Annotated in this window: 11 protein-coding genes; 7 read left to right on the top strand and 4 right to left on the bottom strand. The window is 68.2% G+C overall.

Going from position 1 to position 12,230, the window contains the following annotated elements; translation table 11 throughout:
* Position 1: 1 nt before the first annotated feature.
* Positions 2–940, bottom strand: a complete 939-nt coding sequence (coaA, locus tag A5756_RS04960) for a type I pantothenate kinase (protein ID WP_066948151.1) — start codon at positions 938–940, stop codon at positions 2–4.
* A 113-nt stretch (positions 941–1,053) separates the two neighbouring features.
* Between coaA and glyA the strand changes: the two genes are divergently transcribed.
* The 5 genes from glyA to A5756_RS04935 all read left to right on the top strand — a co-directional run bounded on the left by glyA (position 1,054) and on the right by A5756_RS04935 (position 7,234).
* Complete coding sequence (gene glyA / locus A5756_RS04955) at positions 1,054–2,334, top strand: serine hydroxymethyltransferase (protein ID WP_066948148.1); 1,281 nt, start codon at positions 1,054–1,056, stop codon at positions 2,332–2,334.
* 98 nt (positions 2,335–2,432) lie between these two features.
* The gene (locus tag A5756_RS04950; RefSeq protein WP_066948272.1) at positions 2,433–3,260 is read left to right on the top strand and encodes an acyl-ACP desaturase; all 828 of its coding nucleotides are present in this window, start codon (positions 2,433–2,435) and stop codon (positions 3,258–3,260) included.
* 215 nt (positions 3,261–3,475) lie between these two features.
* Entirely contained in the window at positions 3,476–4,777 is a 1,302-nt protein-coding gene (locus tag A5756_RS04945) for a PhoH family protein (RefSeq protein ID WP_066948145.1), read from the top strand.
* Positions 4,778–4,818: 41 nt separating this feature from the next.
* On the top strand, positions 4,819–5,694 hold the full coding sequence (locus A5756_RS04940) for a polysaccharide deacetylase family protein (RefSeq protein WP_066948142.1): 876 nt from the start codon (positions 4,819–4,821) through the stop codon (positions 5,692–5,694).
* A 58-nt stretch (positions 5,695–5,752) separates the two neighbouring features.
* Positions 5,753–7,234 carry an adenylate/guanylate cyclase domain-containing protein gene (locus A5756_RS04935; RefSeq protein WP_066948139.1) on the top strand — a complete coding sequence of 494 codons (1,482 nt, stop codon included), beginning with the start codon at positions 5,753–5,755 and terminating at the stop codon, positions 7,232–7,234.
* Between the two features lie 10 nt (positions 7,235–7,244).
* Here the strand turns inward: A5756_RS04935 and A5756_RS04930 are convergent, their stop codons facing one another.
* The 3 genes from A5756_RS04930 to glpX are packed head-to-tail and all read right to left on the bottom strand — an operon-like array spanning position 7,245 to position 10,662.
* Positions 7,245–8,156: a hypothetical protein gene (locus A5756_RS04930; protein ID WP_066948136.1), complete on the bottom strand. Its 912-nt coding sequence runs from the start codon at positions 8,154–8,156 to the stop codon at positions 7,245–7,247.
* A gap of 15 nt (positions 8,157–8,171) precedes the next feature.
* A complete protein-coding gene (locus A5756_RS04925; protein ID WP_066948133.1) occupies positions 8,172–9,584 on the bottom strand; it encodes a class II fumarate hydratase in 1,413 nt (470 codons plus the stop codon).
* 25 nt (positions 9,585–9,609) lie between these two features.
* Positions 9,610–10,662, bottom strand: a complete 1,053-nt coding sequence (gene glpX, locus A5756_RS04920) for a class II fructose-bisphosphatase (protein WP_082948385.1) — start codon at positions 10,660–10,662, stop codon at positions 9,610–9,612.
* A gap of 55 nt (positions 10,663–10,717) precedes the next feature.
* Between glpX and A5756_RS04915 the strand changes: the two genes are divergently transcribed.
* Complete coding sequence (locus tag A5756_RS04915; protein ID WP_066948130.1) at positions 10,718–11,416, top strand: DUF4245 domain-containing protein; 699 nt, start codon at positions 10,718–10,720, stop codon at positions 11,414–11,416.
* A gap of 13 nt (positions 11,417–11,429) precedes the next feature.
* The gene (locus A5756_RS04910; RefSeq protein ID WP_066948127.1) at positions 11,430–12,227 is read left to right on the top strand and encodes a dienelactone hydrolase family protein; all 798 of its coding nucleotides are present in this window, start codon (positions 11,430–11,432) and stop codon (positions 12,225–12,227) included.
* The last annotated feature ends 3 nt before the right edge of the window (positions 12,228–12,230 follow it).

Here is a 12,230-nt window from a genome sequence, read left to right as displayed (position 1 = left end):
GCTAAAGCTTGCGCAACCGGAGCCGGTTGATCGAGTGGTCGGCGTCCTTGCGCAGCACCAGGGTGGCCCGGGGCCGGGTCGGCAGGATGTTCTCGACCAGATTGGGCCGGTTGATGGACCGCCAGATCTCGCGCGCCGCGACGATGGCCTTGGTGTCGTTGAGGGCCGAGTAGTGGTGGAAGTGTGACTCCGGGTCGGCGAAGGCGGTGCTGCGCAGCGACAGGAACCGCGACACGTACCACTGCTCGATGTCTTCGATGCGGGCGTCCACATACAGCGAAAAGTCGAACAGGTCCGACACCATCAGGGTCGGACCTGTCTGCAGGACGTTGAGGCCCTCCAGGATCAAGATGTCGGGATGGCGCACGACGTGCTTGGCGCCGGGGATGATGTCGTATTTCAGGTGCGAGTAAACCGGCGCGCACGCGTAGTCGCTGCCGGATTTGACCGACGTCACGAACCGCATCAGCGCCCGGCGGTTGTAGCTCTCCGGAAAACCCTTGCGGTGCATCAGGTTTCGCCGATCGAGTTCGGCGTTCGGGTATAGGAAGCCGTCGGTGGTCACCAGGTCCACCCTGGGGTGGTGGTCCCAGCGGGCCAGCAGGGCCTGCAGCACGCGCGCGGTGGTCGATTTGCCGACCGCGACGCTGCCGGCCACGCCGATCACGAACGGCACCGGCCGGTCGGGGTTCTGTTGCGGCTCACCGAGGAACTCGGCCGTGGCGGCAAACAACCGCTGGCGCGCGGCGACCTGAAGGTGGATCAGCCGAGCCAGCGGCAGGTAAACCTCTTCCACTTCGAGTAGGTCGAGCTGCTCACCAAGACCGCGCAGGCCAACCAATTCCTCTTCAGTGAGGGCCAGCGGCGTCGACATGCGAAGCGCGCGCCATTGCTTTCGGTCGAACTCCACATAGGGGCTCGGCTCGCTAAGCCGCGGCATAGTGCAAGTGTTGCAGGGGCGGACGCGCCCCCGACGGCTGGGCTGGCTAAACCGTCGCTGGATAGACTGGCGCCGTGACTGCTGCACCCGACGCCCGCGCCTCCACGTCCGTCATGTCCGCCGCGCTGGGCGAGGTCGACCCCGAGATCGCCGAGCTGCTCGGCAAAGAGCTGGGCCGTCAGCGCGACACCCTGGAGATGATCGCCTCGGAGAACTTCGTGCCGCGGTCGGTACTGCAGGCCCAGGGCAGCGTGCTGACGAACAAATACGCCGAGGGCCTGCCGGGCAGGCGCTACTACGGCGGCTGCGAGTACGTCGACGTCGTGGAGAACATCGCCCGCGATCGGGCGAAGGCGCTCTTCGGCGCCGACTTCGCCAATGTGCAGCCGCATTCGGGAGCGCAGGCCAACGCCGCCGTGCTGCAGGCGCTGATGACGCCGGGGGAGCGGCTGCTGGGCCTCGACCTCGCCAACGGCGGGCACCTGACGCACGGGATGAAGCTCAACTTCTCCGGCAAGCTCTACGAAACCGGCTTCTACGGTGTGGATCCGACGACGCACCTGGTGGACATGGACGCGGTGCGGGCCAAGGCCCTCGAGTTCCGGCCCAAGGTCATCATCGCCGGCTGGTCGGCCTACCCGCGGATTCTGGACTTCGCGGCGTTCCGCTCGATCGCCGACGAGGTCGACGCCAAGCTGTGGGTGGACATGGCGCACTTCGCGGGCCTGGTCGCCGTGGGACTGCACCCGTCGCCGGTACCGCACGCGGACGTGGTGTCCACGACCGTGCACAAGACGCTCGGCGGCCCGCGTTCCGGCCTGATCCTGGGCAAGCAGGAGTACGCCAAGTCCGTGAACTCCGCGGTGTTCCCCGGCCAGCAGGGCGGACCGCTGATGCACGTCATCGCCGGCAAGGCCGTCGCGCTCAAGATCGCGGGCACTCCCGAGTTCGCCGACCGTCAGCAGCGCACCCTGTCCGGTGCCCGCATCATCGCCGACCGGCTGACGGCCCCCGACGTCACCAAGGCCGGTGTGTCGGTGGTCAGCGGCGGCACCGACGTCCACCTGGTGCTGGTGGACCTGCGCAACTCGCCGCTGGACGGCCAGGCCGCCGAGGACCTGCTCCACGAGATCGGCATCACCGTCAACCGCAACGCGGTCCCCAACGACCCGCGCCCGCCGATGGTGACATCCGGCCTGCGGGTGGGCACGCCCGCGCTGGCGACCCGCGGATTCGGGGACGCGGAGTTCACCGAGGTTGCCGACGTCATCGCCACCGCGTTGGCGGCGGGCAGCGGGGCGGACCTGTCCGCTCTGCGGCAGCGGGTGACGCGCCTGGCCAGGGACTTTCCGCTGTACGAGGGTCTCGAGGAGTGGACGCTGGTCGACCGCTAGGCGCGGCGAAAGGACCGGCGAAAGGACCAAAGTCACCAGTTGGCGCGACACGGGTTAGGTGATTTCACGAACCTGTGTACGCGAGTTACAGTAACCGCATGGCACAGAAACCTGTCGCTAACGCGCTGACCCTGGAACTCGAGCCGGTGTGCGAAGCCAACATGGACCGGCACCTGAACACCGAGGAACTCTGGTTCGCTCACGACTACGTGCCGTTCGACCGGGGCGAGAACTTCGCGTTCCTCGGCGGACGTGACTGGGACCCGTCCGATGCGACGCTGCCCCGGGAGTACACGGACGCCTGCGAGATCCTGCTGCTGCTCAAGGACAACCTCGCCGGGCATCACCGCGAGCTCGTCGAGCACTTCATCCTCGAAGATTGGTGGGGCCGCTGGTTGGGCCGATGGACCGCCGAGGAGCACCTGCACGCCATCGCGCTGCGCGAGTATCTGGTGGTGACCCGCGAGGTCGACCCGACCGCCAACGAGGAGGCGCGGGTCCAGTACGTCATGAAGGGCTACCGCGCCGACACCTACTCGCAAGTGGAGACCCTGGTGTACATGGCGTTCACCGAGCGCACGCACGCCGTGTTCTGCGAGAACCTGGCGGCCAAGCTCGAGGAGCCCATCCTGGCCGGGCTCATCGACCGGATCGCGCGCGACGAGCGCCGCCACGAACTGTTCTTCTCCAACCTGGTCGAGCACTGCCTGTCCTACGCCCGCGACGAGACGATCGCGGCCATCGCGGCCCGGGCGGCCGATCTGCAGGTGCCCGGCGCCGACATCGACTCCTATCGGGACAAGCTGCGCAACGTCGCCGACGCGGGCATCTTCGACCAACAGCAGCTGCGGCAGGCGATCTCGGATCGCATCACCGCATGGGGTGTGGCCGACGAGCCCGCCCTCAAGCAGTTCGTCATCGCCTAGGCGATCTTCGCGCGGCGCCCGTCGTCGGCGCGCCTGCGCTGCTGCAAAGCGGCGACGAGAGTAGCGTCGATCTCGATGGTCAGCGTCATGCTCAGCTGCCAGGGCGGCACCTCCCGTCAACACAACGGAAGGACCGGCCCCGGTCCTGGTGTCGCAGTTCCCGCCGACATGCCTGTGCGGGTCCGCGCGGGCTCATCCCGCTCGAGGAGCGCTACGTGACCGAAATCCGGACCTACGTGATCGACACCTCCGTGCTGCTGTCCGACCCCTGGGCGTGCAGCCGGTTCGCCGAGCACGAGGTGGTGGTTCCGCTGGTGGTGATCAGCGAACTCGAGGCCAAACGGCATCATCACGAGCTGGGTTGGTTCGCCCGTCAGGCGTTGCGCCTGTTCGACGATCTCCGGCTTCTGCATGGCCGGCTTGATCAGCCCATTCCCGTTGGGGCACAAGGCGGTACGCTTCACGTCGAGCTCAACCACACCGACCCCGCGGTGCTACCCGCCGGTTTCCGCAGCGACAACAACGACTGCCGTATTTTGAGCTGCGCCGCCAACCTCGCCGCCGAAGGCAAGCGAGTTACGTTGGTCAGCAAGGATATTCCGCTTCGCGTCAAGGCCGCCGCGGTCGGGCTGGCCGCCGACGAGTATCACGCTCAAGACGTGGTGGCCTCCGGATGGTCGGGGATGCGCGAGGTCGAGACCGCCGCCGAGGACATCGACGCGCTGTTCGCCGAGGGTGAGATCGATCTGACCGAAGCGCGAGACCTGCCCTGCCACACCGGCATTCGACTGCTTGGCGGCAGCTCGCACGCGCTGGGCCGGGTCAATGCGGACAAACGCGTGCAGCTGGTTCGCGGCGATCGCGAGGCATTCGGCCTGCGCGGCCGGTCCGCCGAACAGAGGGTGGCCCTCGACCTGCTGCTCGACGAGTCGGTGGGCATCGTATCGCTGGGCGGAAAAGCCGGCACCGGCAAGTCGGCGCTGGCGTTGTGCGCGGGCCTGGAGGCTGTCCTGGAACGGCGGACCCAGCGCAAGGTGGTGGTCTTCCGGCCGCTCTACGCCGTGGGCGGACAGGAGCTGGGCTACCTGCCCGGCAGCGAGAGCGAGAAGATGGGCCCCTGGGCGCAGGCCGTCTTCGACACGCTCGAGGGACTGGCCAGCCCGGCCGTGCTCGAAGAGGTGCTCTCCCGGGGCATGCTCGAGGTGCTGCCGCTGACCCACATCCGCGGCCGGTCATTGCACGACTCGTTCGTCATCGTCGACGAGGCCCAGTCGCTGGAACGCAACGTCTTGCTGACGGTGCTGTCCCGGCTGGGAGCCGGGTCGCGGGTGGTGCTGACGCACGACATCGCCCAGCGCGACAACCTGCGGGTAGGCCGGCACGACGGGGTCGCCGCGGTGATCGAGAAGCTCAAAGGCCACCCGCTGTTCGCCCACATCACGCTGTTGCGCAGCGAGCGATCGCCGATTGCCGCGCTGGTCACCGAGATGCTCGAGGAGATCGCCGGACCGCAGTGACGGCGCATTTCGCCTGGCCAGCCGTTCGTTAAACTGCGACGGTGCCGAAAAGACCCGACAGCCAAGCCTGGCGCTATTGGCGCACGGTTGTCGGTGTCGTCGCGGCGGTTGCGGTGCTGGTGATCGGGGGTCTGACCGGTCACGTGACGCGCGCCGACAATCTCAGTTGCTCGGTGGTCAAGTGTGTCGCGCTGACGTTCGACGACGGACCCAGCCCATTCGACGGCCGGCTGCTGCAGATCCTGAAGGACAACGACGCGAAGGCCACGTTCTTCGAGATCGGCAACAAGGTGGCCGCGAACCCCGCGGGGGCCAAGCAGGTCGCCGACGCTGGGATGGAGATCGGCAACCACACCTGGGAACACCCCAACATGGTGACGATCCCTCCCGAAGACATCGGCCCCCAGTTTTCCAAGGCCAACGACGCGATCGCCGCCGCCACCGGCCGGACCCCCAACCTGTATCGCCCCGCCGGCGGGCTGTCCAACGATGCCGTGCGCCAGACGGCGGGCCGGTTCGGGCTCGCCGAAATCCTTTGGGATGTCATTCCTTTCGACTGGGCGAACGACTCGAACACGGCGGCGACGCGGTACATGCTGATGACGTACATCAAGCCGGGTTCGGTGGTGTTGTTCCATGACACCTACTCGAGCACCGTCGATTTGGTCTACCAGTTCATCCCGGTGCTCAAGGCCAACGGCTACCGGATGGTGACGGTCAGTGAACTGCTGGGCCCGCGGGCGCCGGGGAGCAGCTATGGCAGCCGCGAGAACGGGCCGCCGGTGAACGAACTCCACGACATCCCGCCCGGTGATATCCCGCCGCTGCCGAGCACGTCCTCGCCCAAGCCGATGCCCAACTTCCCGATCACCGACATCCCGGGCCAGAACTCGGGGGGCCCCAACAACGGTGCCTAGCATCAGCTTGTGGGCCCACACGGCCGCGCGGCTTCGGAATTGCCGGCCGCGAGCGTCGGTGGGGCAACGAAAGTCCGCCCGCCGGTTGGCGATTCAATACGGGGTCGACCTCGCCCTGTCCTACTTTCTGGCCGTCATCGAAGCGGCCGCCATCTTGGTTCCACTGCGGGGCCACACGTCGGTCGGAGCCAACGCCGACTTCGCGAAGGCCAACACCGCGGCGGTGTTGGTGCTCGTGTTGTTGGGCATCGTCGGCGTCGCGGCGGCCGCGATGCTGAGCGCGGCCCCGACGCTGCGCTGGTACGCGGCCGGGGCCGAACCCAACCAGGAGCAGCGCGAGGCCGCGATGAAGCTGCCCGGCCGCCAGTCCGCGATCCTGTTCGGGGCGTGGGCTGTCAGCGGCGGCATTTTCATGTTGCTGAACCTGGACGGCGGGGCGCAGCTGCTGCTGCCCATCGCGCTCGGTGTGCTGCTCGGCGGGCCGGCCGCCGCCGGCACGGCGATGCTGCTCGCGCAGCGCGTCCTGCGCCCCATCATGCGCGCCGCCACGCTCGGCTGCGAGCCGCGGCTGGCAGTGCCCGGCGTGTACGCGCGACTGGTCCTGCTGTGGTTTTTGTGCAGCGCCTTCCCCATCGGGGTGATCGCAACTCTGGTTGTCCTTCGTTCGTACGGGTGGCTGATCGAGAAGTCCGCGTCGCTGGATGTTCCGATCCTCGTGGTGTCCCTGGCCGCATTGGTGCTCGGGCTGCCGACCATGATCTTGACGTCACGGTCCATTTCCGACCCGCTCGGCGAGGTGGTCGACGCCATGGCGGAGGTCGAACACGGCCGCATCGGGACCTACGTCGGGGCGTATGAGCGCTCGCAAATCGGCCGTCTGCAAACGGGTTTCAATCGCATGGTGGCCGGGTTGGCCGAGCGCGACCGGTTGCGCGACCTATTCGGGCGCCACGTCGGGGCGGACGTCGCCCAGCGCGCCATCGACGAGGGTGCATCGCTGTCGGGGGACGTGGTCGAGGCGGCGGTGCTCTACATCGACCTGGTGGGCTCGACGCAGCTGGCGGAAAGCCGTCCCCCGCAAGAGGTCGCCGAAGTCCTCAACGATTTCTTCTGCATCGTCGTCGATGCCGTCGACGAACACCACGGGCTGATCAACAAATTCGCCGGGGATGCCGCGCTTGCCGTCTTCGGGGCACCGTTGGCGACCAGCGAGCCGGCGTCGGCCGCGCTCGCGACCGCCCGCGCCCTGGGCACCCAACTGCGTCGGCTACCGGTCGATTTCGGCATCGGCGTCTCGGCGGGCCGCGTCTTCGCCGGCAACATCGGCGCCGAAAACCGGTACGAGTACACGGTGATCGGCGACGCGGTCAACGAGGCCGCGCGGCTGGCGGACCTCGCCAAGACCGCCGACCGGCGGATCCTGTGCGCGGCGGCGGCCATCGAGCGGGCGGACCAGACCGAGGCAACGCATTGGGCCGAGTGCTATTCCACCGTTCTGCGGGGGCGATCCGAAGCCACCCACGTCTCCGCGCCGGCCTAGTCGGGCCGCGTCAGGACTTCGCGACCTTCAGCGCGGCGATGATCCGCCCGATGATGTCCGCGGAAGCGCTATCACCGATGGGTGTGCTGCCCACGAACACGGTGACCGGTTTGGTGTCGACGGCGATGACGCTGACGGAGTCGCCTTTGACGTTGCGGGTGCGGTCGGCGATCGTGACGTCGCCGTCGGCGCGGGCGGCCTTGGTCCCGTCAACGGTGATCGACGACGTCTTGGTCGGTCCCAAGGTGGGCGACGCGTTCGCGTATCCGGGCCCGTTGGCGATGCACTGCAACAACTTCGACGCCTGGGCGGTGACGTCCATGCTGGAGACGAGGTTGCTGACGCCGACCTCCGCCGTCATCATCCACTGACTGGCCCCGGGCACTTCCTGGGCGACACCCACGGCGCCGATCAGGTTCGGGTTCTGGTCGTCGGAGAACACCGTCCAGTTGGGCGGCACCGCGCTGGCCGGGAACGAGAGCTTGCCGGCGGCGATCGAGTCCGTCCGCGGTATCTCACCGCCGGACACGTTCGGGGTGCAGTCGGTGGCGGTCTGCTGACCCTTCGGTTGGCTGGTCGTGCTGCTGGTCGACGACGGCCCGGCGGCCGGGGACTTGCCGTGGCTGCCGCCGCGCATCACGACCAGGGTGGCCACCAGCGCGATGACGGCCAGGATGACGAGGCCCCCGACGATCAGCCAGGGCAGCTTCGAGCCCGGGCCCCCGGGTGGGGGCCCGGGTGGGTACGCTCCGGGCGGGAACGGCTGTCCCGCTTGCGGATACGCCTGGGGCGGATACTGGTAAGGGCCGGTCGGCGGGTACGGTTGCGGGCCGCCCTGGGGCTGGCCGCCCCAATAGGGTTGCTGCCCATACGGATTTCCGTAAGGCCCCTGGCCGTAGGGGCCGCCGGGAGGAGTCGTCATCGCTGCACCACCCGCCTACTTCGCCGGCTTGACCTTGGCCATCGCCAAGACATCCAGGCGGCGGTCCAGTTCTTCTTCCGAGAGCTTCTCGCCGATCAGGCCGCGGTCGATCACGGTCTGGCGAATCGTCTTGCGTTCCTTGAGGGCCTGCTTGGCCACCGCGGCGGCCTCCTCGTAGCCGATCGCCGAGTTGAGCGGCGTCACGATCGACGGCGACGATTCGGCCAGCTCCCGAAGGTGGTCGACGTTGGCGACCAGGCCGGTGATGCACCGGTCCGCGAACAGCCTCGACACGTTGGTCAGCAGCTTGAACGACTCGAGGATGTTGCGGGCCATCATCGGGATGTAGACGTTCAGTTCGAACGCGCCGGACAAGCCGCCGACGGCCACCGCGGCGTCATTGCCGATCACCTGGGCGGCTACCTGCGTAACTGCTTCCGGCAGAACGGGATTCACCTTGCCCGGCATGATCGAGCTACCCGGCTGCAGGTCCGGCAGCTGGATCTCCGCCAGGCCGGTCAGTGGGCCCGACCCCATCCAGCGGATGTCGTTGGCGATCTTGGTCAGCGACACCGCGATGGTGCGCAGGGCGCCGGAGGCCTCGACCAAACCGTCGCGCGCCGCCTGAGCTTCGAAAGAGTTGGCGGCCGTGCGCAATTCGTTCAGCCCGGTGGACGCGATCAGCGTCTCTACCACCCGGGCTCCGAAGCCGTCGGGGGCGTTGAGGCCGGTGCCGACCGCGGTCCCGCCGATCGCCAGCTCGCCCAGCCGTGGCAGCGTGGCGCGCACCCGCTCGATCCCCGCCTCGATCTGGCGGGCGTAGCCGCTGAATTCCTGGCCGAGGGTCACCGGAACGGCGTCCATCAGATGGGTGCGGCCCGACTTGACCACGGTGTGCCATTCGCGGGCCTTGCTCTCCAGCGCTTCGTGCAACACCTCGAGCGCCGGGATCAGGTGACGCACCGCGGCCTCGGTCGCCGCGATGTGGGTGGCGGTCGGGAAGGTGTCGTTGGACGACTGCGACATGTTCACGTCGTCGTTGGGGTGCACCGTGACACCGTTGGCCGCGGCGATGCTCGCGATCACCTCGTTGGTGTTCATGTTGGAGCTGGTGCCCGACCCGGTCTGGAAGACGTCGATGGGGAACTGGTCGTCGTGTTGGCCGTCGGCGATTTCGGCGGCCGCGGCGATGATGGCGTCCGCCTTCTCCGGTGCCAGCAACCCGAGGTCCTTGTTGACCTGCGCGCACGCGCCCTTCAGCAGGCCCAGGGCGCGGATCTGGGTGCGCTCCAGGCCCCGGCCCGAGATGGGAAAGTTCTCCACGGCGCGCTGGGTTTGTGCGCGCCACAACGCCTTTGCGGGTACCCGGACCTCGCCCATGGTGTCGTGTTCGATGCGGTATTCGGTATCGGTGGCGCTATCGGCCATAGGTAGCAGTCCTCGCTGGTGTCGGTCAGGGCAGGGGATAGGCGGCGGTGCTGTCGCCGGTGAAGTCGATCGCGGAGTACTCGTTGAGCTTCGAGAGCCGGTGATAGGCCTCGATCATTCGGACAGTGCCCGACTTCGACCGCATCACGATCGACTGCGTGGTGCAGCCGCCGGGGTAGTACTGCACGCCGCTGAGCAGGTCGCCGTTGGTGACCCCGGTGGCGCAGAAGAAGACGTTCTCGCCGGACACCAGGTCCTCGGTGGTCAGCACCCGATCGACGTCGTGGCCGGCGTCGATCGCCTTCTGGCGTTCCTCGTCGTCCTTGGGTGCCAGCTGCGCCTGGATGGCGCCGCCCATACACCGGATCGCGGCGGCGGCGATGATCCCCTCGGGCGTGCCGCCGATCCCGGCCAGCATGTCGGTGCCCGAGTGCGGCCGGCAGGCCGAGATGGCGCCGGCGACGTCGCCGTCGGTGATCAGCCGGATGCGGGCACCGGTCAGCCGCACGTCCTCGATCAGCTGGGCGTGCCGGGGCCGGTCCAGGATGCACACGGTCATGTCGCGTACCGACAGCGCTTTCACCTTGGCCACGGCCTTGATGTTCTCGGCGATCGGGGCGGTGATGTCGAGCACGTTGGCGGCCTCGGGCCCGACGGCGATCTTGTTCATGTAGAACACCGCCGACGGGTCGAACATCGCGCCGCGGTCGGCGACCGCCAGGACCGAGATGGCGTTGGGCATGCCCTTGCTCATCAACGTGGTGCCGTCGATCGGATCCACGGCGAAGTCGCACTCCGGGCCGTCGCCGTTGCCGACCTCCTCGCCGTTGTAGAGCATCGGCGCATGGTCCTTCTCGCCCTCGCCGATGACCACCACGCCGCGCATCGACACCGTGTTGACCAGTTCGCGCATCGCGTCGACTGCCGCGCCGTCGCCGCCCTCTTTGTCGCCGCGGCCCACCCAGCGGCCGGCCGCCATGGCGCCGGCCTCGGTCACCCGGACCAGTTCCAGGGCCAGGTTGCGGTCCGGGGCTTCACCACGTGGCCGTCCAGATGGGCGGTTGCCCTCAACTGTCATGGTTGGAGATTGTCCCAGAAGCTGATCGGTCTGCTGGAACTGGGATACTCGGGGGATGACCGAAGAGCCGCCGCTGAATGCCAGCTCGGAGGGCCAGGTAGCCGGCGAGCCGGCCCGCGCGGCCGGACCGGCTGCCAGGCCGGCCAAACCGCGGTTGCTGCAGGACGGCCGCGACATGTTCTGGTCACTGATGCCGCTGGTCATCGGGTGCATTTTGCTGGCCGGTCTGGTGGGGATGTGCTCGTTCCAGCCCGGCAGTCACCAGGGCGCCGTCCCGTCCTACGACGCGCCGGCGGCGCTGCGGGCCGACGCCGCGACGCTCGGCTTCCCCATTCGGCTGCCCAAGCTGCCCGCCGGCTGGCAGGCCAACTCCGGCAGTCGCGGCGGCATCCAGGGCGGGCGCACCGATCCCTCGACCGGTCAACGGGTGAACGCGGCCATCTCGGTCGTCGGCTACATCAGCCCGAGCGGGATGTATCTGAGCCTCACCCAGAGCAACGCCGACGAGGACAAGCTGGTGGGCTCGATCCATTCGTCGGCGTATCCGGGCGGAACGGTCGACGTCGCCGGGACCAACTGGGTGGTCTACAACGGCGCCGGCCAGAGCGGGGCGGACGCCGAGCCGGTGTGGACCACCCGGCTCACCGGCCCGACCGGGGCCACCCAAATCGCGATAACCGGTGCCGGCAACACCGATCAGTTCCGTACGCTGGCGTCGGCGACGCAATCGCAGCCGCCGTTACCCGCGCGCTGAAGGAAGGCCGAGCGTGACTGCACCCCAAGCAGATCTATCCGGATGGTCGGCGGCGCCGTTCAGCGGAGGCGGCTACACCCATGACGTCTACCGCAAGGGCAGCGGCCCGGGGGTGGTGCTGATTCCCGAGATACCCGGGATCCACCCCGGCGTGCTGGCCCTGGGCAATCACCTGGTGGACAACGGCTTCACCGTCGCCATGCCGTCGCTGTTCGGTGAGCCGGGCAAACCCAAGACGGTCGGTTACATCGCCTCCTCGATCAGCCGGGCTTGTGTGGCAAAGGAATTCGCGGCCTTCGCGACGAACAAGCAGCGGCCGGTGTCGATGTTCCTGCGCGCGCTGGCCCGTGACCTCAACGCGTCGACCCCCGGCAAGGGTGTCGGCGTGATCGGCCAATGCTTCACGGGCGGTTTCGCGCTGGCCGTCGCGGTCGACGACGCCGTGCTGGCCCCGGTGCTTTCGCAGCCGTCGGTACCGCTGCCGCTGGGGCGTGCGCGGCGCCGCGATCCCGGCCTGAGCGAATCAGAACTGGCCACCGTGGCCGATCGCTGCGCCAACGACGGCCTATGCGCGATGGGTCTGCGGTTCAGCGAGGACAGCGCCGTGCCGCGCGAACGGTTCGCGGTGCTCAAGGAGCGCCTCGGTGACGCGTTCGAGGTGATCGAGATCGACTCGCGGCCGGGCAATGTGGGCGGTTTCGGCAAGCTGGCGCACTCGGTGTTGACCGACGAGGTCCGCGAAGTCGACGGCCAGCCGGCGTACGAGGCCCGCAAGCGGGTAGTCGAGTTCCTCACCGAGCGCCTTGGTTAGGAA

It is taken from the genome of Mycobacterium sp. 852002-53434_SCH5985345, assembly GCF_001667155.1.
Taxonomy (GTDB): domain Bacteria; phylum Actinomycetota; class Actinomycetes; order Mycobacteriales; family Mycobacteriaceae; genus Mycobacterium.
Note: the sequence above shows the minus strand (reverse complement) of the source record. Positions and strands in the feature narration are given on the sequence as shown.